This window comes from Nocardia sp. NPDC051832 (genome assembly GCF_040681285.1).
Lineage (GTDB): Bacteria > Actinomycetota > Actinomycetes > Mycobacteriales > Mycobacteriaceae > Nocardia.
In genome coordinates, this window is the sequence record NZ_JBFAYL010000003.1 from 366,455 (window position 1) to 389,087 (window position 22,633).

Genomic DNA, 22,633 nt, shown 5'->3' on the forward strand with positions numbered 1-22,633 from the left:
TAGTGCATGGCCTGTGCCCCATACCGACGATACGACGCCCCGAAATTCATCGCTGGGCTACCGCTCGCGCGGGCCGATGGGGAAACCGAGCGCGCCGAAAGTCGCGTTCAGGTTGATTTCGACCTGGGTGAGCAGGTCGTTGACGTCGGCCAGCATGGACACGGTGTTCTCGGTGCGGCAGCCGACCTGCTCGGGCGCGTTGGGCGCCAGGCGCGATTTCAACCAGTTGAACGTGTCGGCCATGCCCAGCGACGGCAGGGTCAGGTGCTCGCTGAGGTGGTCGCGCTTGTAGACCACGGAAGTGCCTGCGGCACACCACTGCTGGGACAGCCGGTCATTGGTCCACGCCGGCACCGCTTCGTCGAATACGCCCTGGTACAAGAAGATCGGCGCGGTCGGGGCATTACGGCCCAGCACCGTCGAGTCGAAGACCTCCTTGATCTCCGGCAGCGCCAGGAAGTCCTTGATCGGAATGTCCAGCATGCGCTGGTAGTCGATGAACATCGAGGTCAAGGCGTTGCGCGGCAGGCACTGCGCGTTGACGCGCTCCATGTAGGCCCGGCCCTCGGGGGTCAGGTGCCGGTAGGTGACCTCCTTGAACGACGGGTACGCCTTGGACAGCGAGGCCATGCCGATGCCGACCAGACTGGAGAACATCGAGCCGTTGGTGTGCAGCAGCGACACCACGTCCGAGGTGGGCGCGCCGAGCGCGATCCCCTGCACGTTGAGTTCCGGAGCATAGGTCGGCTGCATTTCCGCGGCCCAGCCCGAACCCATGCCGCCACCGGAGTAACCCCACATCGCGACCGGCGTATTCACCCCGTCCAGGCCCAGCGGCTCGAACCGTTCGGCGGCGCGGATGCCGTCCAGCGTCATATAGCCGGGTTCCTTGGCGACCGCCAGATGTCCTTCCAGCCCTTCGTAATCCGGGATGGAGACGGCCCAGCCCTGGCTGATCAGCGCGGCGAGGGCGATCAGCTCACTCTGTGAGTGGATGCCCTCCAGGCCGGGCAGCCCCGCGCCCTGCCGCAGCACGAACGACGGCGCGCAGTCGGGACTGGCGCTGTCGTAATAGAACTGGAGCGAGACCAGCGGCCGGGACCGGTTCGGATCGGCGCCCGCGGGCAGGATCACGGTGCTCACCGCGACGGCGGGCTGTTCGAAAAGATCAGTGGTGCGGTACATCAGCTGCCAGGAGCGCACGTTCAGCGGCAGCACCGTGATCACCGCGAGCCGCACCTCCCGCGACTTCAGCACGGTGCCGGGTTCCGCGGCTTCGAAGCCCACGGGCGGCTGATAGAACGCGTCCTGCGACGGCGGCGGCACCGCGGCGGCGGGCGCGGCGGTGACGCCACCGGTCAGCAGGGTGGCGGCGACGGCGACGGCCACCCCCATCATGGCCGCGACGACGCGCGATCTGCCGCGCCGAGTCCGATCTCCATTGATCACTGACACGTTCGCCTTCTTCCTCATCGACGTGAGAGTGATTACAACAGACCATCCAGTTAGGAACAAGATGCCTTGTTGAAAGACGGCCCGCTAATCTCGAAGCCATGACCCGCAGCAACTCCGCCGCGCGGCCCGCTCCCGCCTCGACCCAGGCTCCGGTGCGGCGCCGGATCCGCGGCCTGGACGCCGAACAGCGCAGTGCGCAACGACGCAGCCAACTGCTGGACTCCGCGACCGAACTGTTCGCCGCACAGAGCTTTTCGGGGACCTCGATCGAGCAGATCTGCCAGCACGCCTTCGTCGGAACGAAGGGTTTCTACGACCATTTCGACAGCAAGGAAGCCTGCTATATCGCGCTGCTGGAGCAGGTGACGGTACAGATCCAGGACCGGGTCGCCGCCGTCGCGGCCGCGGTCGCCGATCGGCCGCGCCCGGAACGCATCGCGGCGGTCCTGACGGAGTTCGTGCACGCCATCGCCGACGATCGTCGCCTGGCCAAGGTCACCTTCGGAGAGGCCGGCGGCATCTCGCCGACCGTGGAGAAACAACGTCGCGGCAACCGCCGCTGGGCCGCCGCGTTCCTCGAACAACAGTGGTCGGAGCAGGCAAACCCGGACCGTGCGAGCCTCACCCTCGCCCTGGCGACTGTCGGCGGCATGTTCGAGTTGGTCGCCGACTGGCTGCACCACCACGACGACGGCGGCGCCCCGGACACGGCCGACAGCTTGACCGCCGACCTCATCCGGTTCGTCGCCGTCGTCGACGCCGGCCGGGCGGCCACCGCCTCCTGATCAGGCGGGCTTGCCGCCCTTGGCGGAGCCGGAGCTGAGCAGGCCGAGCACATCGAGCAAGGCCTTCATCGGCCCCGAGCAGGTCGGGACGGACGGACTGGTGCAGCCGAGTTCGGCGGACCCGGAATGGGTCGCCGCGGCGGCCGTGGCCGCGAGCGGGACCGGGACGAGCAGTGCGCCCGCGAAAACGGCAGCGGCGATACGACGTTTCATAGGTGGTTCTCTCTGGTAGATCCGGCCCCTCCCGGCGCCGAACGCTACCGGCGGGCAACCCGCCGGGGCAGACCCCGATTCCGGGGCCAATGCCGTTGTGGGGTCGATGCCGTCGCGGGGTCGGCCGGTTCAGTCGTGCGCGGGCCGGATCCGGCCGCGGACCTCGCCGAGACCGATGCGACCGAGGCCGGGTCCGGGCGCGGAGGCGGTGAGGACGATCTCGTCGCCGTCCTCCAGGAAGGTGCGCTTCTGGCCGTTGACCGGAATGGGTTCGCTGCCGCCCCAGGACAATTCGATGAGCGAGCCGCGCTGTCCGGGTTCCGGTCCGGAAATGGTGCCCGACGCGTAGAGATCGCCGGTGCGGGTCGAGGCGCCGTTGGCGGTCAGGTGCGCCAGCATCTGCGCCGGTGACCAGTACATGCGGGAGTACGGCGGGTGCGAGACCTCCGCGCCGTCCCAGTGCACGGTGAGACTGATATCCAGGCCCCACGGGTCGGCGGCCCGCAGGTAGGGCAACGGTGCCGGTTCCTGGACCGGCAGCGGGATGCGTGCGGATTCCAGGGCGGCCAGCGGGGTTATCCACGCCGAGAGCGAGGTGGCGAAGGATTTGCCCAGGAAGGGGCCGAGCGGCTGATATTCCCAGGCCTGGATGTCGCGGGCCGACCAGTCGTTGACCAGGGCGACGCCGAAAACGTGGTCGGCGCAGTTCTCGATGTCGATCGGCCTGCCGAGCTCGGAGCCGGCGCCCACCACGAAACCCAGTTCCGCTTCGATGTCCAGCCGCTTGGACGGACCGAAATCCGGTGTGCCCGAGTCGGTCCGGCGTTGTCCGCGCGGCCGGACGATATCGGTGCCGGACACCACCACGGTCCCGGCCCGGCCGTGGTAGCCGACCGGCAGATGCCGCCAATTCGGCAGCAGCGGTTCCGAATCCGGCCGGAACAGCCGGCCCAGGTTGGTGGCGTGGTCGATGCTGGCGTAGAAGTCGACGTAGTCACCGACCTGCACCGGCAGCTTCAGCTCGACCTCGGCGAGCGAATGCACGGCCGCGTCCGGGATTTCGGCCTCGGCGAGCAGGCGAACCCGCTCGCGTACCTCGCGCCAGCGCCGCGGGCCCGCGGCCAGGAACGGGTTCAGGCTGGGCGCGGCGAAGACCGGATCATCCAGCGCCACAGCGAGATCGATGACCGCGTCGCCCAGCCGGACGCCGACGCGGTAGGGGCCGTTCTCGGGCGCGAAGACGCCATAGGGCAAATTGTCCGGCCCGAACTGCGATTCCGGAGCTACGTCGATACGAGTCATCACAGCGCCGGCCCCTCGTGCCGGTCGCCGTCCGGCCCGCGCCCCGACCAAGTCCACGCGTAGGCCGGGTCTTCACAGGCCAGCGCGCCTTCCCCGAGCTCGAGCGGGCGGAAGGTGTCGACCATGACGGCCAGCTCGTCGAAGAACTCCAACCCGATGCTGCGCTCGTAGGCGCCGGGCTGCGGACCGTGCGCGTAACCGCCGGGGTGCACCGACACCGAACCCTGCCCGATCCCGGATCCCTTGCGCGCCTCGTAGTTTCCGCCGCAGTAGAACATGATCTCGTCGGAGTCGACATTGGAGTGGTAGTACGGCACCGGAATGGACAGCGGGTGGTAATCCACCTTGCGCGGCACGAAATTACACACCACGAAGTTGATCCCCTCGAACGCCTGATGCGCCGGCGGCGGCTGATGGATGCGCCCGGTGATCGGCTCGAAGTCGGCGATATTGAAGGTGAGCGGATACAGGCAGCCGTCCCAGCCCACCACGTCGAAGGGGTGGGTCGCGTAGACCATCCGGGTGCCCGCGACCTGACCGCCGGGCCGATGCTTGACCAGCACCTCCACCTCGGTACCGGTCTCGAGCAGGGTGTCGCGGGGCCCGTGCAGGTCGCGCTCGCAGTACGGCGAATGTTCCAGCAGCTGACCGAATTTCGACAGGTATCGCTTCGGCGGCGTGATGTGGCTCGAGGCTTCGATCGCATAAGCGCGCAACGGTTCCGGGCCGGTGGGCACCCAGCGGTGCGTGGTGGCCCGGGGGATGAGCACCTGATCGCCCTGCCGTGCCCGCAACGGACCGAAGACCGTCTCCACGACCGCCTCGCCCGACTCCACGTAGACCAGCTCGTCGCCGATCGCGTTGCGGTACAACGGCGATGGCCGCCGTGCGACCACGTAGGAGATCCGCACGTCGGCGTTGCCGAGAATCAGCCGCCGCCCGGTGACGACGTCCGTCTCGGCCGGGACGTCGCCCGGGAACAGGTCGTGCAACCGCAGATGCCGGTGCCGCAGTGGATGATTCGGTGTGGTGCGCTGATCCGGCAGCTCCCACACCGTCGAGTCGACAATGGCGGGTGGCAGGCCGCGGTGATAGAGCAGCGAGGAATCCCCGGAGAACCCCTCCTCGCCCATCAACTCCTCGTAATAGAGGTTGCCTTGCTCGTCGCGATGCTGGGTGTGCCGCTTCGGCGGAACCGAGCCGACCTGCCGATAGAACGCCATGTCCGCATGCTAATGCGCGGTGCCGCGAAATAAAGCGAAGCTGCCGGATGGTAGGCATTTTGCACGGAATTCTGCCAGTCCATCCGGGATGTGACCGACCAATTGTCTACCTGGCAGCCAAACTCCTTGTCATCTCACTCTTTCGGCAGTCCGAACTCCGCGATGACCGGCGCGTGATCGCTGGGCGCCTTGCCCTTGCGCTCCTCGCGGTCCACGTCCGCGTTCTTGACCGCGTCGGCCAGCGCCTGCGAGGCGAGGATGAAATCGATGCGCATGCCCTCGCGGCGCGGGAACCGCAGCTGGGTGTAATCCCAGTAGGTGTAGACGCCCGGCCCGGGCGCGAACGGCCGCATCACATCGGCGAATCCGCTGTCCAGGAACGCCTGGAAGGCCGCACGCTCCGGCGGCGAGACATGGGTCTTGCCCGCGAAGACCTCCATCGACCAGACGTCCTCGTCCCGCGGCGCGATATTCCAATCGCCGACCAGGGCGACCTTGGCCGCCGGATCCTCGCGCAGCCAGCCGGTCGCGGTATCACGCAGGGCGGTAAGCCATTCCAGCTTGTAGACGTAGTGCGGGTCGGCCAGGGTGCGCCCGTTGGGCACATACAAGCTCCACACCCGGACCCCGCCGCACGTCGCGCCCAGCGCCCGGGATTCCACCACCGGGGCGCTGATCAGCGATTCGCCGGCGTCCTTGTCGAAGCCGGGCTGGCCGGGGAAGGCGAGCTCGACCTCGTCGAGCCCGACGCGGGAGGCGATGGCGACGCCGTTCCACTGGTTCACCCCGAGATGGGCGACCTCGTAGCCGAGTTCCTCGAACCGCTCGAACGGGAACTGGTCGTCGCGGCATTTGGTTTCCTGCATGGCGAGCACGTCGATGTCCTGGCGGTCCAGGAACTGCGCCACCCGATCGATGCGGGAGCGAATGGAGTTGACGTTCCAGGTCGCCAAACGCACGAAATGCCTACTTTCGGAATCGGATTCGAGGTTATCGGGGCGCGGCGTAGCGGTAGCCGTGGTGCTCGAGGAAACCCAGGTCGCGGTAGAGCGCGAGCGCCGCGGCGTTGTCGGCTTCCACCTGGACATAGGCGTGGGTCGCGCCGCGCGCCGATCCCCAGCGGATCAGCTCGGCGCACACCAGCGCCCCGAGGCCGTGGCGGCGGTGCGCCGCCGCCACGGCGATACAGCTGAGGCCGACCCAGCGGCGCAGGTCCGGTGCGGTGGTGAGGGCGGCCCGGCCGATGGCGATGGGGTCCGGCACGCCCAGGGCGGCGAAACCCAGTTTGCCGTCGCGGACCGCCGTGAGCACGTCGGACGCGGGCTGCTCGGGCACCGCCATCAGCACCGGGTTCTCGCCCCGATAGCGGTGCAACTGCAACCAGGCCGCGTCGGGTTCGGGCGCGGTCCGCACCATCGGCGGGCCCTGGGGGAGCACGAAATTATCGATATCGATGCCCAGGACGACCGTCTCGTTCCAGGTGCGCCAGCCCTGCGGGACCGGCGCCAGCCGGTCGGGGAGCAGCAACTGGAACGGCAAGCCGCGCTCGGCGTACCAGGCCGCGATGCGTTCCAGCGTCGCCGCGGCCAGCACCGCCGGTGCACCCGAACGACCCAGCGGAGCAGCGGAATTGGCGCGATTGGTGTACCCGTGCCCGGCGCGCAGCAGCCAGCCGTCGATCCACTCCTGCTCGGCGCCCGGCCAGCCGTCGGCCGCGGCGGTCTCCAAGGCGCGGATCTCGCTGGTGCGAATCGGCCTGGGGCCCAGTGCTTTCAGCGCCACCACCTGGTCGGCCCGCACCGTGACCAATTGGTCCGCACCGACTTTGACCGTGGGCGGTTCCAGCGACACCAGCTCGCCGATCACATCGGTCAGCGGTGGCGTGGAGCCCGCGGGGAGCCGATAGCGCATGACCACCCGGGCGCCGAGCGGGATCGAAGGTTCAGTTGTCATCTACCCATGATTCAGTCGTCGTGGCCGAACGGATCCGGCACGGTGCCGGGCACCCAGCTGAGTCCCGGTGTGCCCCAGCCCTCGCGCTTGATCGCCTTCTTCGCCGCCCGCGCGTGCCGGCCGATCAGCACGTCCACATACAGGAAGCCGTCCAGGTGGCCGACCTCGTGCTGGAGCATGCGGGCGAAGAAGCCCTTGCCCTCGATGTCGACCGGTTCGCCGTGCTCGTCGGTGCCGGTGACCCGCGCCCAGTCGGCGCGGCCGGTCGGGAACTGGAAGCCCGGGACCGAGAGGCAGCCCTCGTCGTCGTCCTCCGGGTCCGGCATGGTCTCGGGGATCGCGGAGGTCTCCAGCACCGGGTTGAGCACCGCGCCCTTGCGGCGGGTGGCGGTGCCGTCGTCGGTGATGTCGGGGCAGTCGTAGACGAACAGGCGCAGCGGGACTCCGACCTGGTTCGCGGCCAGGCCGACTCCGTTGGAGACGTCGAGCGTCTCGTACATGTCCGCGATCAACTCCGCCAGTTCCTCCGGTGTCTTGGTAACCGGTTCGGTCGGGTTGTGCAGAACGGGGTCACCGACGATCACGATGGGGAGGACTGCCATGAGAAACAAGCCTAACGTGTGCGCCAGGTCATCTCGGGCCCGGTGGCCGGGGCATGACACGCCGCTAATCCGTAGTAAACGAACACGCCGCGTTGGAGCTGAGCTACCCCCGGGCTGCGTGGTTGAATGATCCGCGACGTACAGGCACCATTTTCGTCTGCCGCGGTGTGAGCTCAGCGCCCGGAGGCGGCAGCGGAGCGTGACCATGAAGGGCGTCGCGAACACCGCCATAGAGACTGGAACTCGGCGAGGGAGCAAGATGGACGGCGCAGCGGCTCGGAATCTCGAGACGGTAACCGGCGGGGCCAAGGGGACGGAAGAAGGCGCAGCCGACGGGGTGGGCGGGCACAACGACGGCTTGAGTCGCCGTGAGCTGGACATCCTGGCCTTCGAACGGCAGTGGTGGAAGTACGCGGGCGCCAAGGAAGAGGCCATCCGCGAACTGTTCTCGTTGTCCCCGACCCGCTACTACCAGGTGCTCAACGCGGTCGTCGATCGTCCTGAAGCCCTGGCCGCCGACCCCATGCTGGTGAAGCGCCTGCGCCGATTGCGGGCCAGCCGGCAGAAGGCCAGAGCGGCTCGTCGCCTCGGATTTCAGGTATGACCCCACCAGTTGCGTTCACCGAAGCTGAACTGCGGCTAGGGTCGTGGGCGTGAGTGCTCCCAATCCCACCTCCGGCGGGCCGCCACTGCGCGCGCTGGCGATGGTGTTGATCGCGTTGGCCATCGTGTTCGCCGGGCTCGGTGCGATGTCGCTGTCGAATTCCGATTCCGGCACCGTGGCCGAAACGCCGTCCAGCACACCGAGACCGGTGCCGCCGGCCACCTCCGCCGCGCCGCGGACGACGGCGCCGGCCACGGCGACGACGACGGCTCCGGCGACGACCACGGCTGCGCCCGCCACCACGCCGCCGACCAGCAGCGCGCCGGAAACCACCACGCCGCGCGCCACCACCGCCGCCCCCGCGGCGACGGTGAATCGCGCTGTGCCGGTGCAGGTTCTGAACAACAGCCTGGTCGCCGGGCTGGCCTCCAAGACGGCCGCCGAACTCACCGCCAACGGCTGGACGAATGTCTCGGCCGGCAACTACGCGGGCGGGACCATCGCGAAAAGCACCGTGTACTACGGCAATACGGCTGGTGAGAAGGAAGCGGCACAGCAGATCGCGAATGAACTCGGCGTCGGCGTCGAGCCGAAAGCGGCGGGCGTGGATTCCGGCGCGGGTGTGGTCGTCATTTTGACGGGTAACTGAATACCAAGCACCAAGGGCGAAGCGCGGGTGACACGGCCCCTGCACGGTTCGACACGGCGGGCGTGGCATCATCTTGTCCGGTAACGAACGTGTTCACCCCGCTGTACTTATAAACTCGGTACTCGCAAAGGAGTTCCCCCGATGGCCCCGTCCACAACTCGTCGCCCGTCCTGGCGGACTGTGACCCCGGTGCTTGCGGTCGCGGTCTTCGGCCTCGCTGCCTGTACCAACAGCCAGGAATCGAGCGACGTCAAGGGAACCACGCCGCCGATGTGGACCGGCGCCGACGCCCCGCCCAAGGGCGAGCTCGGCAAGGAAACCGGCAGCGCGCACGCCAACCCGGGCTACAAGATCGACCTGAAGGACGCCTCCGGCGCCTCGGTCGGCATCGCGAACGTCGTGCAAGACGGCCAGCACCTGCAGTTCACCATCGAGGCGCACGGCCTCAAGCCCGGCTTCCACGGCCTGCACATCCACTCCATCGGCAAGTGCGAGGCCAATTCCGTGGCCCCCACCGGCGGCCCGGCCGGCGCGTTCCTCTCCGCGGGCGGCCACCTGCAGGTCGGCAACGCCAACGCCCGCCCCGCCAGCGGCGACCTGACCTCGCTCGAGGTGCGCTCCGACGGCGCGGCCAAGCTGGTCACCACCACCGACGCGGTCACCATGGACGACATCAAGGGCAAGGCCCTGATGATCCATGCCGACGCGGACAACTTCGGGAACATTCCCAACCGTTATCTCCAGGCCAACGGCGCCGCTGGACCGGACCAGACCACGCTAGCGACAGGCGATGCGGGCGACCGCGTCGCCTGTGGCGTGATCCAGTAACGAAGGTGGCGACATGGCCGGGGCACGAGGCGCGAACGTACCGTTCAAAGGTTCACCCCGGCCGACGATCGGCATCGAGTGGGAGATAGCGCTTGTCGACAAGGTGACGCGCGATCTCTCCAACACCGCCTCGGCGGTCTTCGACGCGGTCGGTGATCTGCGCGCCCACGACGGCACCCCGCAGATCACCAAGGAGTTGCTACGCAACACCGTCGAGCTGGTCACCGGCGTGCACGACAACGTCGCGAGCGCGGTCGACGACCTGCGCGGCACCATGGACACGGTGCGCCGCGCCGCCGACCCGCTCGGCGTCGACCTGTTCTGCGCGGGCACCCATCCCTTCGCGCAGTGGTCGGCCCAGCAGCTGACCCGCTCCGAGCACTACGACGAGCTGATCGAGCGCACCCAGTGGTGGGGTCGCCAGATGATGATCTGGGGCGTGCACGTGCACGTCGGAGTCTCGCACCGGGACAAGGTCTTTCCGATCCTGAACTCGCTGCTGCTGTCGTATCCGCATCTGCTCGCGCTCTCCGCGTCCTCGCCGATGTGGGCGGGCTCGGACACCGGGTACGCCAGCAACCGGACGCTGATGTTCCAGCAGCTGCCCACCGCCGGCCTGCCGTTCCAGTTCGACAACTGGCCCCAGTTCGAGTCCTTCGTGCACGACCAGCTCAAGACCGGGGTGTTCGAGCAGCTCGGCGGCATGCACTGGGATATCCGGCCCGCGCCCAAGTGGGGCACCATCGAGGTGCGCGTCTGCGACGGCATCTCCACCAAGACCGAGCTGGCCGCGATGGCCGCGCTCATCCACTGCCTCATCGTCGACCTGGACCGGCGCCTGGAAGCCGGCGAACAGTTACCCTCGCTGCCGCCGTGGCATGTGCAGGAGAACAAGTGGCGGGCCGCGCGCTACGGGCTGGACGCGATCATCATCGTGGACGCCGACAGCAATGAGCGGTTGGTCACCGACGATCTGAGCGAACTGCTGAACCGGCTGGAGCCGGTGGCCAAGCAGCTCGGCTGCGCGGCCGAGCTGGCCGCGGTCGCGGAGATCCCGGTCCGCGGGGCTTCGTATCAGCGTCAGCGCAAGGTCGCGGCCGCCGCCCAGGGTGATTTGGTGACCGTGGTGGATTCGCTGGTCAAGGAACTCGACACCTAGTCCGGACCGCCTGTTCAGCTGGCCAGGAGGCTGGCGTTCACGCGCCGTTTACTATGGTCGACGTGCTAGTCGAAGATCCAGGTTCCGGTGCCGGAAGTGTGGCGCAACGGTCTTCCGTGCCGCCGTCCCGGATCTGGGTCACCGCAGGTGTTTTGGCCGTCCCGGTGTTGTTGATCACACTACAGCTGGTGGCCTCCTGGCAGGGCTTCCCGGGACCGCTGGAAAGCGTGTGGCAGGACTACGCCGGTACGCCCAAGTCGATGACGGTGCCGTGGGCCGGACTGGTGCTCGCGCTGGTCGGTCTGCCGCCGCGCCGCCGGATCATCGCGGCCGGCGCGGCCGTCGCCATCGACGCGGTGTGCGCGGGCATCCGGCTGCTGGCCGGTGCGCCGTTCAGCGTGGGCAACGGACCGGTCATCGTGCTCACCGCGATCGCGGTGCTGGCCTGGTGGCGCTGGGCCGGGGTGGAACGCCGGAACGCGCTGCACGCCGCCGCCCTGGGCGCGCTGCTCATCCTCGCCACCAAGGTCGGCGATGTCTGGCTGCACGTCACCACGCTGGCCCGGCCCGCCGTACTGGACGAGTACGTGATCCTGGCCGACCACGCGCTGGGCGACCCGTCGTGGGTGATGGGCCGGGTGCTGGACGCGCTCGGACCCGCCGTCTCGGCCGTATTGCACTGGGTCTACATCGAATTGCCGGTCGCCGCGATCGTGGTCGCGGTCTGGCAGTTGCGCCGGGTCACGGCTTCGGGGTCGGCAGGAGGCGCAGCCGACGGGGTGGGTGAGCACAGCGGACGCTGGCCTTCGCATTATCTGGTCCGCACGTTCCTGGTGCTCGGCTTGATCGGCCCGGTCTTCTACGTGCTCTTCCCCGTAGTCGGCCCGATGTTCGCCTTCGGCCCGGACGGCCACGGCCTGCAAGTCGGCAACTATTGGCCCGGCGTCCTGCCGCCCCTCGATCGGAACCCGGCCGAGCTGGCCTTCGACGACTACACCCCCCGCAACTGCATGCCCTCCATGCACACAGCCTGGGCCCTATCCGTCTTCCTGCACACCCGCCGCGATCTCACCGGCGCCCGCGCCCCCGCCTGGCTGCGCTGGATGGGTTCCTTCTGGCTCTTCGGCACCCTCGCCGCCACCCTCGGCTTCGGCTATCACTACGGCGTCGACCTGGTCGCCGGCGCGGTCCTGTGCCTGACCGTCGAGTCCGCCCTCCGCGAACCCGAACGCGGCTGGGCCTGGTTCCGCATCCGCCTGGTAGCCGGCGGCGCCCTGACCTTCGCCGCCCTCCTCCTCTCCTTCCGCTTCCTGGCAGTCCCCATGGCCGAATACCCGGTGCTCTCCGGCACCGTCGTCCTAGCCGCCCTCGCCGGCGTAGCCGCCGCCTTCCACGCCACCTGGTTCGCGCACCGAGACCGCGACGCGGCCCCGGCGTCGGTCACCGACTAAGACCTTTCGCGGTGCTCAATCCACCCAGTTCTTCAGGGATTCGGTATCGAGGTCGACCCGCACCGGTTCCGGCAGGGATATCTTGGAGCCGAACGGCACGGTCAGGATCCTTTCGTACCGGCCGCCACGCGGCTCGCTGTAGACGACGAGTTCGCACGAGTCCCGATCGATCAGCAGGTATACGGGGATGCCGGTCTGCGCGTATGCGATCGGCTTCTCCTGCCGATCCCTCAGGTCGGTGTCCCGATCATGCGAGGTCACCTCGACAACAAGGAGGACCGGCTCAGGGTTGGCCCATTCGGGCTGACCGGCGAATACTCCGGTGGGTGCGAGAACGCCGTCCGGCCGCGCGCGACCGGACCGGTAGGTCTCGACCTCGAGGCCCTGCTCATAGAAGAGCCAGAGTTCGGGACGCAATAGCAGGAAGGTGCGGGTCAACCACTCGAGAATGCAGCCGTGGTCACCATCCGGCATTGCTTTAGCCCCCAGTCGTCCATCAACGAACTCCAGCCGCACACCTTCTGTCACACGATCGGCCGCGCGAGCGAGTTCCTCGAACTCTTCAGTCGTCATGGAAGACTCACTCACGGCAGTCATGTCCTCACGGTATCAATGGATTTGGATCGGCATGGAGCAAACCGACAGACACCCAAGGGTACGGTTGATGGCCTGGCCGGAAGTCCGGCCAGGCCATCGACGTGCTCGAATCGTTGTTCAGCTGGCGCTGGCCGCTCGGCCGTAGCGGGCGCGGGCTTCCCGCGGGGTCACCGTGATCGGGTTCTCGGGGGTACCCGCGGCGAGGTGTTCGGCGTAGAGGCGGGCGGTCATGGGGCCGAGGAAGTTGCCGAGGACCTTTTGTTTGGCGGTTTCGTTGGCCAGGGCTTTGACGGCTAGGCGGACCGGGAGGCGGTAGCCGAGGTCGAGGAGGGCGGGGTGGTCGAAGCCGCCGGTGACGCGCATCCATTTGGGGAGGGTGGCGATGGCGGCGGGGGCGACGAGGCGGCTGCTGGCCCAGAGTTTGGGGCCGCGGTCACGAGGGGTGTGCAGGAGATAGTGCATGCCTTGGTGGGCGCGTTCGGAGGTGCACAGTTTAGGGCGCATTTCCGCGAAGTAGTCGCGGACTTCGGCGCGCGAGGTGGGGACGTCGGCTGGTTTGCAGGTCTGCAGTTCTGCCGCGATACCGCATTCGGCCCAATACCGTTGCTCCTCTTCGGGACTCAGCGGGCCGGGGCCGTACATCTCGTAGCACTTGAGGACCGAGTGCCAGCCGGTGACGTGGATCCAGAGCTGGGAGGCCGGGTTGTTGGCGCTGTAGCGCTTACCACTGATCGGCTCGATGCCGGTGGCCTGGGCGTGCACCCGCATCAGGTGCTCGGAGGCCTCGATCGCCATGCGGCTGTCGGCGACGGCCGCGATGAGGAAGTAGGCGAAGGTGTGGTCGAGGCGGCCCTTGGGATCCTTGTAGATGCCCTGCACGTCGGCGACGGCGGCGGTCAGATCGGGGTCGAAATGTTCGAGGACGACCGCGCGCTGGAAGCCGATGACCGCGGTGGGCGCGGTCCACACCTTCCAGGTGGGTGACTCCGGTCCGAAGAACCCGTAGTCGACCTGCCGGATGGTGCGGGCGGGTGCGTCGAATTGGGGTCGCGTCATCGGCTGCTCCTTTGCAACGATGTCCTACTAATTTTAGGCGTTCATCTCGTACGCGCCGGCCTGCGCGCGGGCCTGGGCGAAGACCTGGTCGAACCGCGCCCGGTCGGCGACCGGACGCCGGACCAGATCCAGCGCCCGGGTCTGCTGGGCCTTGGTGGCGGCGGGCTTGGTGTGCAGGGTCAGCGCGTTCTTGGCGAACTCGCGCACGAACCCGTCGAAGATCTGATCCAGCACCGCGGCGTCGGTGCCCTCGATCTCGGCCTGCTCCAGCACCAGCTGCGCGTAGGGCAGCGCGGTGAACAGCTCGCCGAGCGCGAACAGGAAGTCGACGTCGCGCTGCTGCGCGGCCGTGGGGGCGGCGGCCGCGAGCAGGGTCTGGAAGGCCAGCGCCTGCTCGGTGAACACCGCCACATTCGGCACGTGCGCGAACTTCGCGAACACCGGCCGCCAGTCCCGGAACCGGATCCGGCCCAGCCCGCTGCTCGGTCCCTGCCGGAACAGGAACTCGTCGTCGGCGGCGTCGCGCCGGGTCGGGACGGCCGGGTACTGCGCGCCCGCGAACTCCGAACGCAGCTGCGGCACAGCGGCACTCGCGCGCGGGGCGAGCTTGCGACTGGACCAGCTCAGCGCGCCGGACACCGCGCGCACCGCGCCCTTGGGCGCCGCACCCGCACCGGGCAGGTAGCGCAGCGCGGCCAGGCCGGCGTCGCTGGGATGGAACATGTAGTTGGCCATGAACTTCAGCGACAGCGCCATGTTCACGTGCACCGTGCCCTCCAGGCGCGGCAGGCCGAACAGCCCCAGCATCGCCATCGGGAAGTACATGTCGTTCTCGAAGCCGCGCGCGGCGATGACGTCGGCGAGGTCCTCGATGACGCGCTGCCCCTGCCGGGTGACGCTCATCTTCTCGATCGCGTTGAACAGCAGGTAGCGGCGATCGTCGGGGGAGGCGGTGCGCAGATAGTCGATGGCCCGCTCGCTGTACAGCTTCATCGCGAGCAGCCGGGCGTAGGAGTCGGTGACCAGCGCCTGCACCTGCGGGAAGTTGGTCACCCGGTGCCCGAACAGGATCCGGTTCTCGGCGTGGTTGATCGCCTCGTGGAAAGCATGCTCGCAGGCGCCGACCGCACCGAACCCGAGGTTGAACTTGCCGACGTTGACGGTGTTCATCGCGGCGTGGAACGCGGCCTCGCCGCGGTGCAGGATGTCGTCCTCGGCGACCGGGTACTTCTCCAGATCGAAAGCGGCGACATACATCTGACTGTCCACCACATTGCGGCCCAGCTTGTAGTTCTTGTGCCGGCTGTCCGCGACGAAGAAGAGGTACCCCTCGTAATCCTCCTGCGTCGGCTTGCTGTCCAGCGCCGTCGCGCTGTCGATGATCGGCTTGTCGGCGCGCCGGCCGAACACCGAGACCATGGCGGCCAGGTTGCCGTTGCCGATGTAGTGCTTGCCGCCGGTCGCGGTGTAGCCGCCGCCGCGCTTGGGTTCGAGCACCATGTCGGTGGAGTAGACGTCGGCGCCGTGCTCCTTCTCGGACAGGCCGAAGGCGAAGATCTCACCGGAGTCCAGCAGCGCCGCGGCCTTCGCCTTGGCTTTGGCGTTGTCGCTCTGCCAGATCGGGCCCAGCCCGAGGATGGTGACCTGCCAGACGTACCAGTAGGACATGCCGTAGAAGCCGAGGATCTTGCTCAGCATGGCGATGCGGCCGGTGTCCCAGCGCTTGTTCGGATCGCCGTTGGCCTGTGCCGCCGGGGTCAGGAAGGTGGCGAACACCCGCTCGCGCTTCACGAAGTCCAGGAAGTCGGAGTACCAGACCCGTTCCCGGTCGTCGTGCTTGAGCGCGGTCTTGCCCCGGGCCTCGAACCAGTCGACCGTCGCGCGCAGCAGACGGCGGGTCTCGGCGTCGAACTCGGCGAATTCACAGGTCTTCGGGTTGAACAAGGTCATCGGGTCTCCTTGGCGGGCGGGCAACTTCATTCGCGACTGTAGCATTATTGTTCACCAATGTAGGAAATTGATCGCCGCTGCTATCTTGGTGCGCATGGGTAGCGATCAGGCCGTGGCGCCACGGCAGCGCGCGCAACATCTCGGGCCGGAACGCCGCCGGCCCCAGGTGCTCGACACCGCGCTGGAGATCGCCGTGGAACACGGCATCGCCGCGGTTACCATCGCGGCGGTGGCCGAGCGGATGACGGTGACCCGGCCGGTGGTGTACGCCTGCTTCGCCGACCGCGTCGAGCTGATCCAGGAACTCATCCAGCGCGAGGAGGACCACCTCATCAGCGGCCTGCTGGAGGCCACGCCGCGCCGCGCCGTCGATGCGGGCGAGACCGTGTTCGTCGAGGGCTTCCAGGCGCTGCTGGAGATCGCCGCCGCCCGCCCGGACTCCTGGCGGCTGCTGTACGGCAATCCCGATCCGGCGGTGGCGGATTCGTTCGGCCGCGGTCGCGAACTCGCGGTCGCCCGCTGCACCGAACTGCTGCGCCCGACCCTGCGCGCCTGGGGCACCGCGGACGCCGAGCGCAAACTGCCGGTGCTCGTCGAGCTGTGGGTGTCGGCCGGTGAGGGCGCGGTGCGCACCCTGCTTGCCGACGACGGCGCGTGGACGCCGCAGGCGCTCGGCGCTTTCGTCGGCGCGGCGGTCTATCGCGCGCTACGCCAGGCCTGAAACCGGCTCAGACGTCGTCGATTTCGTCGCCGAGCTCGTTGATCCGCAGCAGTCCGTCGCGGTGCCGCTGTTCCCGGTAGGCGGTGCGCCCGAGCAGGTGCGCGATCACCGGCGCGGTGAGCATGGTGAACAGGCCGGTGAGCGCGAGCATCCAGGCCTGCCCGTCGCTGCGGAGCTGGATGGCGGCCCCGACCAGGATCAGGATCAGCCCGATCACCTGGGGTTTGGTGGCGGCGTGCATGCGGGTCAGGGTGTCGGGGAAGCGGATGATGGCGATGGCGGCGGTGAACGCCAGCAGCGCGCCGGTGAGGATCAGCACGCCCGACACCACGTCGAAGATCAGGCTCATCGGTCGTCCCGGACGCGGAAGCGGGTCACGGCGGCGGAGCCGAGGAAGCCGACCAGGGCGAGCGCGACGATGGCGGGCACGTCGGTGGTGTCCCGGTCGTAGGCCGCCCAGACCGCCAGCCCGGAGGCGGCGATGGCGGTCAGCGAATCCACTCCCACGACCCGGTCCAGTGTGCTCGGCCCGGCCAGGATCCGGAAACTGGTGATCCCGGCGGCCGCGATGAGCAGCACGCCCGCGATCACGGTGACGACCATCATCGGGACACCGTCCGTTCGAACGCCGCGACCAGCAGCCGATCCAGCCGCCGGGTGGTCTCGTAGAACCGCTGCACCGCCGCGTCGCTGCTGACATCGAGGACGTGTACGTACACCACGCAGCGCCGCCGGTCGAGCTCGAGCACCATGGTGCCGGGGATCAGGTTGAGCAGGTCGGTGCACAGCACCATCACCAGATCGGAGCGAGTACTGAGATTGACCCGCAGCACCCCCGACACCGGCGGCGGCGCGGGCCGGATGGCGAACCAGGCGATCTGGAAACTGGATTCCAGCGCGTAATACACACTCACCACGGTCAATTCGGCAAGGGCCCACAGATTCAGGTGTCCGGTGACCGGTATCCGAGGCAGCGGCAGCGCGAAGATGACGATCGCGCCGACGGCCAGTCCGCCGAGGATATTGGCGATGCTGAGGTCGCCCCACAACGCCATGTAGACCAGCGCCAGCCAGATCAGCAGCCCGCCCCGCAGGAGGACCGATCTGTTCACCCGGAAAGCCTCGGCGTTCACCGGAACTCTCCTGGATCACCGAGGACCGCAACGATATACACCGCCGAGTCGTGCAGGTCGGTGGCCGCGCGGTCGGCGATGCCGAGGATCGGGCCGGCGAAGACGGTGAGCGCGAGTCCCATGGTTCCCAGGACCGCGGTCGCACCGACCATCAGGACCGGGATGCGGCCGGGATCGGTGCGTTCGTCGTAGAGCACGTCGTCTGTCTCCTCCATCAGCGCCGGTGGCTTCGCGGCCGCGAGATGACCTTCGGGTGCGTCGGACCGATTCCGCCAGAAGGCTTTCGCCCACACGATCGCCACCACGTACAGGGTCAGCAGGCTGGTGACGACCGACCCGGCGACCAGCACCCAGGCCAGCGCGCTGCCGTCCATCGCACCGGCCTGCAACAGCGCTACCTTGCCGATGAACCCCGAAAACGGCGGTACACCAGCCAGATTCAATGCCGGAATCAGGAACAGGACGGCGATCACCGGGCTGGCCGCCAGACCGCCGAGCCGGCGCATCGACGTCGATCCCGCCTGCCGCTCGATGATGCCCACCACCAGGAACAGCGTGGTCTGCACCAGAATGTGGTGCGCCACATAGAAAACCGCGCCCGCGAGCCCGGCCACCGAGGCAAGTCCGATGCCGAACACCATGAACCCGATGTGGCTGACCAGGGTGAAGGACAGCAACCGGCGGATGTCGCTCTGCGCGATCGCGCCGAAGACGCCGACCAGCATGGTGAGCAGTCCGCAGACCAGTAGCACGGTGTCGAACCGGCCGTCCGGCGCGAGCAGCGAGTGCGTCCGGATGATCGCGTACACACCGACTTTCGTCAGCAACCCGGCGAACACCGCGGTCACCGGGGCGGGCGCGGTCGGGTAGGAATCGGGCAGCCAGTTCGACAGCGGGAAGACCGCGGCCTTGATACCGAAGGCCACCAGCAGCACCGCGTAGACCGCGGTGCGGATCCCCTCCGGCGCCTCGCCCAGCCGCAGCGACAGCTGCGCGAGATTCAGCGTCCCGGTGCTGGCGTACGCCAGGGCGATTCCGGTCAGGAAGATCAGCGACGACAGCATCGACACCATCACGTAGGCGACGCCCGCCCGGATGCGCTCCGCGGTCGCGCCGATGGTGAGCAGCACGAACGACGCGGCCAGCAGGATCTCGAAGCCGACGAACAGATTGAACAGGTCGCCGGCCAGGAACGCCGCCGAAACACCCGCCGTCAGAACGAGATACGTGGGCCGGAAGATGGAGGTCGGCTGCTTTGCGTCGCCGTCGCGAATGTTCTGGCCGGAACCATAGGCCGAGACGCACAGCAGCACGATGTAGGAGACGAGCAGCATCGCCGCCGAGAGCCGGTCGGCCACCAGCGAGATCCCGATCGGGGTCCGCCAGCCGCCGACCTGCACCACCCCGGTGCCATGCTGGTCGGTCAGCATCAGCATCAGCGCGCTGATCACCACACCCGAGGTCAGCACGAGCACCGTGATGTAGCGCTGAATCATGCGCTGCTGCCCGAAGATCAGCGTCACGGCCGCGCCGAGCAGCGGAATCAGGACCGGCAGCGGAATCAGGACCGGCAGCAGGCCGGGCGCGAGCTGATGACTCATTCTTCCGGCTCCTCGACCTGGCGGCGGGTGGCCACCTGGACGTCTTCCGGATCGTTGTCGACCTCTTCGGAGGTGGTCAGGATGTAAGCGCGATAGGCCAGCGCGAGCACGAAAGCCGCCAGCCCCATGGTGATCACGATGGCGGTGAGCACCATGGCCTGCGCCAGCGGATCGGCCACGCCGGTGTGCACGTCGTCGGTGGCGCCCAGGATCGGCGGCGTCCCGTCCGGCCCGGCGACCGCGATGATGAGCAGGTTCACCGCGTTCCCGAACAGGATCATGCCGAGCAGCATCTTCGAGACGGCCCGTTCCAGAATCAGATAGACACCGCACGCGACCAGCACCGCGATCAGCACCAGCAAGGTCAGATTAGAACTCATGCTTCCTCGAGCTCCTTGTCCAGGCGCGCGCCCAGGCTGCGCAGTACGTCCAGCACCAGGCCCACCACGATCAGGTAGACGCCGAGGTCGAAAAACAGTGCGGTGACCAGCTTTACGTGCCCGATCACCGGGATGGTGAGCTCGAGGATCGCCGAGGACAGCGGCGGCGCGCCCAGCAGCAGCGAGGTGACGGCGGTCCCGGCCGCCAGGGTCAGGCCCGCGCCCAGGACATGTCCGGCGTCGACGGGCAGCGCCTCACCGAGTTCGTAGCGGCCACCGGCCAGGTATCGCAGGGTGAGCGCGAGCCCGGCGGTGAGCCCGCCCGCGAAACCGCCGCCGGGCGCGTTGTGACCCGCGAAGAAGAAGTACACCGACAGCACCATGATGGTCGGGAACACCAGCCGGGTGGTGATCTGGAGCACCATCGACCGATCCCGCCGATCCACCAAACGTCCTGCGGGCAGCCAGCTCACGAGGTCCGGGTCGTAGTGCGGGGAGTCCACCGCGCGCGGTGCGCTGCCGAAGCGCCGGGTCCGGAAGACCAGCGAGGCGACGCCGGTGGCGGCGACGATGAGCACCGAGATCTCGCCCAGGGTGTCCCAGGCCCGGATGTCCACCAGCAGCACGTTGACCGCGTTCTTGCCGCCGCCGAACTCATAGGCGGCGTGCGGGATCAGATGCCAGATCGGCTCGGCGCCGCGCGCGGCGGTCGCGAAAGCCGCCAGCACCGCGACGGTCACGCCGACGCACACCGCGAGCACCGCGCGGTGCGGGCGGTACGCGGCGGTGCGGCTGTCCTCGATCTCCGCCGGGAACGCGCGCAGCACCAGCACGAAGATCACCAAAGTCAGTGTCTCGACCAGGAATTGGGTCAGCGCGAGATCCGGAGCGCCGTGCAGGGCGAAGATGACGCCGCAGCCGTATCCGGTGACGCCGACGACCAGCACGCTGGCCAGGCGATTGCGTAAGACGATGGCGCCCAGCGCCATCGCCGCCATGATCGCCCCGACCGCCAGCTGGACCGGCGTGTCCCACAGCCGCAGCTGCACACGCTGGCGCGCACCCAGCATCAGCATCGCGATCGGCAGCAGGACGAGCGTGCCGAGAATGGTGGCCTGGCTCAGCGGCAGCGAACCACGCTGCACGGTGGCGGTCATCCGCCGCGACAATCGGTCCATGGCGCGCAGGGTGGCGTCGTAGGCGCGATCGGCGTTGCCCAGGCGATGGTGGGCCGCGGCGGCGATCTGCTGCCGGAAGGCGAACACCGTGGCGCCCGCCAGGAGAATCCCCGTGGTGAGCACCAGTTCGATGTTCACGCCGTGCCACAGCCCCAGGCCGGAAAACGACGTGCCCGGCAGGGTTTCCGCGTACGGGTCGATCAGCCGGCCCACCTGCGGCGAGGCCAGCCCGCCGAGCAGTCCCGCCAGCGCGAGGATCGCGGGCGGCAAGACGAACAGCTGGTCGGGCGCGTTCCAGTGCACGCCGGCCCGGTCGTCGGTGGCCGGGTCCGGCCGGCGCACGCGCGGCCGGCGCGGCGGCTCCCGATGCTCGCCGGGCAGGCGGGAGATATCGATCGGATGCCACAGCACCGGACCGGTGTCGTCGAGCTCCTCGGTGGGCCGCCAAGGCTTTTCGGCGAACGCGCCCCAGACGAACCGCACGCTGTAGGCCACCGTCAGCGTAGACGCGAGCACCACGCCGAGCAGCAACCCGTTGCGCGCCAGACCGGGCAATTGCCCCGGATCCATGACCGCGCTGAGCGCGCTTTCCTTGCCGGCGAACCCGAGCAGCGGCGGCAGTCCCGCCATACTCGCGGCCGCGAGTACGGCGATCCCGCACAACCACGGCGCTTTCCGTCCCAACCCCGAGAGCCTGCGCAAATCCCGGGTCCCCGCACAGTGATCGACGATCCCGACCACCATGAACAGGCACCCCTTGAACAGCGCGTGCGCCACGATCAACGCCACGCCCGCCAGCGCGCCCTCGGGTGTGCCGAGCCCGAGCAGCAGAATCAGGAATCCGAGCTGGCTCACCGTCCCGAAGGCCAGCAGCAGCTTCAGATCGGTCACCTGCATGGCCCGCAAGCCGGCCAGCAACATCGAGAACACCCCGAGGGTGAGCACGAGCGGATGCCACACCGGACTCGTCGCGAACACCGGCGCCAGCCGCGCCACCAGATACACGCCGGCTTTCACCATCGCCGCCGCGTGCAGATACGCGCTGACCGGGGTGGGCGCGGCCATCGCGCCCGGCAACCAGAAGTGCAGCGGCACAATGGCGGACTTGCTCAGCGCCCCGACCAGCAGCAGCGCCACCGCGACCTGGACCGCGACGCCGGTCGGCGGCTGCTTGGCGAGCAGATCCGAGAGCAGATAGCTCCCGGTGCGCTGCCCCAGAATGACGATCCCGACCAGCATCGCCAGCCCGCCCGCGCCGGTTACCAGCAGCGCCTGGATCGCCGCGCGCCGGCTCGCGGGCTGCTCCCCGTTGTGGCCGACCAGCAGGAACGACAGCACCGTCGTGGTTTCCCAGAAGACGTAGAGCAGCAGCATGTTGTCGCTGGTGACCAAACCGAACATGGCGCCCGCGAAGCCCACCAGCTGGGCGGCGAACATGCCGAGCCGCGGTTCGTCGTCGTGGAAGTAGCGCGCGCAGTAGACCAGGATCAGCGCGCCGATGCCGAGCACCAGCGCGGCCATGATCGCCGCGAGCGTGTCGAAGCGCAGCTCGATGTTCAGCTCGATGGCCGGCGCCCAGCGGATCCGAACCCGTTGATCGCCACCCCAATTCGCGATCACCCAGAGCAACGAGCCGAACGGCGCCAGCGCGAGCAGCAGAAAAGCGTTGCGTCCCCATACCCGTACGCACACCGGCGCCACCAGTGCGGCGAAGGCGTGTGCGAGCAGGATGGCGAGCAAGCCGGGCGCTCCGTGAGGTCGAAGAGGCAGGGGCGGCGGGGACTTTCGCGCGG

Annotated in this window: 23 protein-coding genes; 7 read left to right on the forward strand and 16 right to left on the reverse strand. The window is 68.4% G+C overall.

Translation table 11 applies throughout. The features are described from left to right. Positions 1 to 57 precede the first annotated feature (57 nt). Positions 58 to 1,455: a lipase family protein gene (locus AB0M14_RS19425; RefSeq protein WP_364996760.1), complete on the reverse strand. Its 1,398-nt coding sequence runs from the start codon at positions 1,453 to 1,455 to the stop codon at positions 58 to 60. Between the two features lie 98 nt (positions 1,456 to 1,553). Here AB0M14_RS19425 and AB0M14_RS19430 point away from each other — a divergent pair, with 98 nt between their 5' ends. Continuing rightward, entirely contained in the window at positions 1,554 to 2,240 is a 687-nt protein-coding gene (locus AB0M14_RS19430) for a TetR/AcrR family transcriptional regulator (RefSeq protein WP_364996762.1), read from the forward strand. On the opposite strand, the gene AB0M14_RS19435 is transcribed toward AB0M14_RS19430, so the two are convergent. From AB0M14_RS19435 to AB0M14_RS19460, 6 genes are all read right to left on the reverse strand, one after another. After that, positions 2,241 to 2,453 (reverse strand): hypothetical protein, encoded by a 213-nt coding sequence (locus AB0M14_RS19435; protein WP_364996765.1) that lies wholly within the window; start codon positions 2,451 to 2,453, stop codon positions 2,241 to 2,243. It abuts the gene before it with no gap. A gap of 129 nt (positions 2,454 to 2,582) precedes the next feature. After that, the gene (gene fahA / locus AB0M14_RS19440) at positions 2,583 to 3,755 is read right to left on the reverse strand and encodes a fumarylacetoacetase (protein WP_364996767.1); all 1,173 of its coding nucleotides are present in this window, start codon (positions 3,753 to 3,755) and stop codon (positions 2,583 to 2,585) included. Further along, on the reverse strand, positions 3,755 to 4,978 hold the full coding sequence (locus AB0M14_RS19445) for a cupin domain-containing protein (RefSeq protein WP_364996769.1): 1,224 nt from the start codon (positions 4,976 to 4,978) through the stop codon (positions 3,755 to 3,757). The genes fahA and AB0M14_RS19445 overlap by 1 nt, the downstream gene beginning before the upstream one ends. 134 nt (positions 4,979 to 5,112) lie before the next feature. Then, positions 5,113 to 5,937: an exodeoxyribonuclease III gene (locus AB0M14_RS19450; protein WP_364996772.1), complete on the reverse strand. Its 825-nt coding sequence runs from the start codon at positions 5,935 to 5,937 to the stop codon at positions 5,113 to 5,115. A gap of 31 nt (positions 5,938 to 5,968) precedes the next feature. Beyond that, the gene (locus AB0M14_RS19455; RefSeq protein WP_364996774.1) at positions 5,969 to 6,931 is read right to left on the reverse strand and encodes a GNAT family N-acetyltransferase; all 963 of its coding nucleotides are present in this window, start codon (positions 6,929 to 6,931) and stop codon (positions 5,969 to 5,971) included. Positions 6,932 to 6,942: 11 nt separating this feature from the next. Further along, positions 6,943 to 7,533, reverse strand: a complete 591-nt coding sequence (locus AB0M14_RS19460) for a peptide deformylase (RefSeq protein WP_364996777.1) — start codon at positions 7,531 to 7,533, stop codon at positions 6,943 to 6,945. Positions 7,534 to 7,792: 259 nt separating this feature from the next. Between AB0M14_RS19460 and AB0M14_RS19465 the strand changes: the two genes are divergently transcribed. The 5 genes from AB0M14_RS19465 (at position 7,793) to AB0M14_RS19485 (ending at position 12,224) form a co-directional block, all read left to right on the forward strand. Then, on the forward strand, positions 7,793 to 8,137 hold the full coding sequence (locus AB0M14_RS19465) for a DUF3263 domain-containing protein (RefSeq protein WP_364996779.1): 345 nt from the start codon (positions 7,793 to 7,795) through the stop codon (positions 8,135 to 8,137). Positions 8,138 to 8,186: 49 nt separating this feature from the next. Continuing rightward, positions 8,187 to 8,786: a LytR C-terminal domain-containing protein gene (locus AB0M14_RS19470; protein ID WP_364996781.1), complete on the forward strand. Its 600-nt coding sequence runs from the start codon at positions 8,187 to 8,189 to the stop codon at positions 8,784 to 8,786. Positions 8,787 to 8,927: 141 nt separating this feature from the next. Then, positions 8,928 to 9,614 (forward strand): superoxide dismutase family protein, encoded by a 687-nt coding sequence (locus AB0M14_RS19475; RefSeq protein WP_364996783.1) that lies wholly within the window; start codon positions 8,928 to 8,930, stop codon positions 9,612 to 9,614. Positions 9,615 to 9,627: 13 nt separating this feature from the next. Then, complete coding sequence (locus AB0M14_RS19480) at positions 9,628 to 10,773, forward strand: glutamate--cysteine ligase (protein WP_364996786.1); 1,146 nt, start codon at positions 9,628 to 9,630, stop codon at positions 10,771 to 10,773. 131 nt (positions 10,774 to 10,904) lie between these two features. Then, positions 10,905 to 12,224, forward strand: a complete 1,320-nt coding sequence (locus tag AB0M14_RS19485) for a DUF5933 domain-containing protein (protein WP_364998959.1) — start codon at positions 10,905 to 10,907, stop codon at positions 12,222 to 12,224. A 15-nt stretch (positions 12,225 to 12,239) separates the two neighbouring features. Here the strand turns inward: AB0M14_RS19485 and AB0M14_RS19490 are convergent, their stop codons facing one another. The 3 genes from AB0M14_RS19490 to AB0M14_RS19500 form a co-directional block, all read right to left on the reverse strand. Further along, positions 12,240 to 12,797: a Uma2 family endonuclease gene (locus AB0M14_RS19490; protein ID WP_364996788.1), complete on the reverse strand. Its 558-nt coding sequence runs from the start codon at positions 12,795 to 12,797 to the stop codon at positions 12,240 to 12,242. 141 nt (positions 12,798 to 12,938) lie between these two features. Further along, complete coding sequence (locus AB0M14_RS19495) at positions 12,939 to 13,877, reverse strand: oxygenase MpaB family protein (RefSeq protein ID WP_364996791.1); 939 nt, start codon at positions 13,875 to 13,877, stop codon at positions 12,939 to 12,941. Between the two features lie 33 nt (positions 13,878 to 13,910). Further along, on the reverse strand, positions 13,911 to 15,827 hold the full coding sequence (locus AB0M14_RS19500) for an acyl-CoA dehydrogenase family protein (RefSeq protein WP_364996794.1): 1,917 nt from the start codon (positions 15,825 to 15,827) through the stop codon (positions 13,911 to 13,913). 94 nt (positions 15,828 to 15,921) lie between these two features. Between AB0M14_RS19500 and AB0M14_RS19505 the strand changes: the two genes are divergently transcribed. Beyond that, entirely contained in the window at positions 15,922 to 16,548 is a 627-nt protein-coding gene (locus tag AB0M14_RS19505; protein WP_364996796.1) for a TetR/AcrR family transcriptional regulator, read from the forward strand. Between the two features lie 7 nt (positions 16,549 to 16,555). Here the strand turns inward: AB0M14_RS19505 and mnhG are convergent, their stop codons facing one another. Genes mnhG through AB0M14_RS19535 form a run of 6 tightly spaced genes read right to left on the reverse strand, consistent with a single transcriptional unit; the run spans position 16,556 to position 22,580 of the window. Next, positions 16,556 to 16,897, reverse strand: coding sequence for a monovalent cation/H(+) antiporter subunit G (gene mnhG, locus AB0M14_RS19510; protein WP_364996799.1), 342 nt, complete (start codon positions 16,895 to 16,897; stop codon positions 16,556 to 16,558). Next, positions 16,894 to 17,154: a monovalent cation/H+ antiporter complex subunit F gene (locus tag AB0M14_RS19515; RefSeq protein WP_364996802.1), complete on the reverse strand. Its 261-nt coding sequence runs from the start codon at positions 17,152 to 17,154 to the stop codon at positions 16,894 to 16,896. The genes mnhG and AB0M14_RS19515 overlap by 4 nt, the downstream gene beginning before the upstream one ends. Beyond that, positions 17,151 to 17,681 (reverse strand): Na+/H+ antiporter subunit E, encoded by a 531-nt coding sequence (locus AB0M14_RS19520; protein WP_364996805.1) that lies wholly within the window; start codon positions 17,679 to 17,681, stop codon positions 17,151 to 17,153. The genes AB0M14_RS19515 and AB0M14_RS19520 overlap by 4 nt, the downstream gene beginning before the upstream one ends. Continuing rightward, positions 17,678 to 19,282: a Na+/H+ antiporter subunit D gene (locus tag AB0M14_RS19525; protein ID WP_364996807.1), complete on the reverse strand. Its 1,605-nt coding sequence runs from the start codon at positions 19,280 to 19,282 to the stop codon at positions 17,678 to 17,680. The genes AB0M14_RS19520 and AB0M14_RS19525 overlap by 4 nt, the downstream gene beginning before the upstream one ends. Next, a complete protein-coding gene (locus tag AB0M14_RS19530) occupies positions 19,279 to 19,662 on the reverse strand; it encodes a Na(+)/H(+) antiporter subunit C (protein ID WP_364996810.1) in 384 nt (127 codons plus the stop codon). Before AB0M14_RS19530 ends, AB0M14_RS19525 begins: the two co-directional genes overlap by 4 nt. Next, positions 19,659 to 22,580: a Na+/H+ antiporter subunit A gene (locus AB0M14_RS19535; RefSeq protein ID WP_364996812.1), complete on the reverse strand. Its 2,922-nt coding sequence runs from the start codon at positions 22,578 to 22,580 to the stop codon at positions 19,659 to 19,661. The genes AB0M14_RS19530 and AB0M14_RS19535 overlap by 4 nt, the downstream gene beginning before the upstream one ends. Positions 22,581 to 22,633 lie beyond the last annotated feature (53 nt).

Bases quoted from the DNA above. Each gene is read 5' to 3' on its own strand.
- AB0M14_RS19430 (WP_364996762.1), top strand. From the start codon at position 1,554: ATGACCCGCAGCAACTCCGCCGCGCGGCCCGCTCCCGCCTCGACCCAG.
- AB0M14_RS19435 (WP_364996765.1), bottom strand. From the start codon at position 2,453: ATGAAACGTCGTATCGCCGCTGCCGTTTTCGCGGGCGCACTGCTCGTC.
- fahA (WP_364996767.1), bottom strand. From the start codon at position 3,755: ATGACTCGTATCGACGTAGCTCCGGAATCGCAGTTCGGGCCGGACAAT.
- AB0M14_RS19445 (WP_364996769.1), bottom strand. From the start codon at position 4,978: ATGGCGTTCTATCGGCAGGTCGGCTCGGTTCCGCCGAAGCGGCACACC.
- AB0M14_RS19455 (WP_364996774.1), bottom strand. From the start codon at position 6,931: ATGACAACTGAACCTTCGATCCCGCTCGGCGCCCGGGTGGTCATGCGC.
- AB0M14_RS19460 (WP_364996777.1), bottom strand. From the start codon at position 7,533: ATGGCAGTCCTCCCCATCGTGATCGTCGGTGACCCCGTTCTGCACAAC.
- AB0M14_RS19465 (WP_364996779.1), top strand. From the start codon at position 7,793: ATGGACGGCGCAGCGGCTCGGAATCTCGAGACGGTAACCGGCGGGGCC.
- AB0M14_RS19475 (WP_364996783.1), top strand. From the start codon at position 8,928: ATGGCCCCGTCCACAACTCGTCGCCCGTCCTGGCGGACTGTGACCCCG.
- AB0M14_RS19480 (WP_364996786.1), top strand. From the start codon at position 9,628: ATGGCCGGGGCACGAGGCGCGAACGTACCGTTCAAAGGTTCACCCCGG.
- AB0M14_RS19490 (WP_364996788.1), bottom strand. From the start codon at position 12,797: ATGACGACTGAAGAGTTCGAGGAACTCGCTCGCGCGGCCGATCGTGTG.
- AB0M14_RS19495 (WP_364996791.1), bottom strand. From the start codon at position 13,877: ATGACGCGACCCCAATTCGACGCACCCGCCCGCACCATCCGGCAGGTC.
- AB0M14_RS19500 (WP_364996794.1), bottom strand. From the start codon at position 15,827: ATGACCTTGTTCAACCCGAAGACCTGTGAATTCGCCGAGTTCGACGCC.
- AB0M14_RS19505 (WP_364996796.1), top strand. From the start codon at position 15,922: ATGGGTAGCGATCAGGCCGTGGCGCCACGGCAGCGCGCGCAACATCTC.
- mnhG (WP_364996799.1), bottom strand. From the start codon at position 16,897: ATGAGCCTGATCTTCGACGTGGTGTCGGGCGTGCTGATCCTCACCGGC.
- AB0M14_RS19515 (WP_364996802.1), bottom strand. From the start codon at position 17,154: ATGATGGTCGTCACCGTGATCGCGGGCGTGCTGCTCATCGCGGCCGCC.
- AB0M14_RS19525 (WP_364996807.1), bottom strand. From the start codon at position 19,282: ATGAGTCATCAGCTCGCGCCCGGCCTGCTGCCGGTCCTGATTCCGCTG.
- AB0M14_RS19530 (WP_364996810.1), bottom strand. From the start codon at position 19,662: ATGAGTTCTAATCTGACCTTGCTGGTGCTGATCGCGGTGCTGGTCGCG.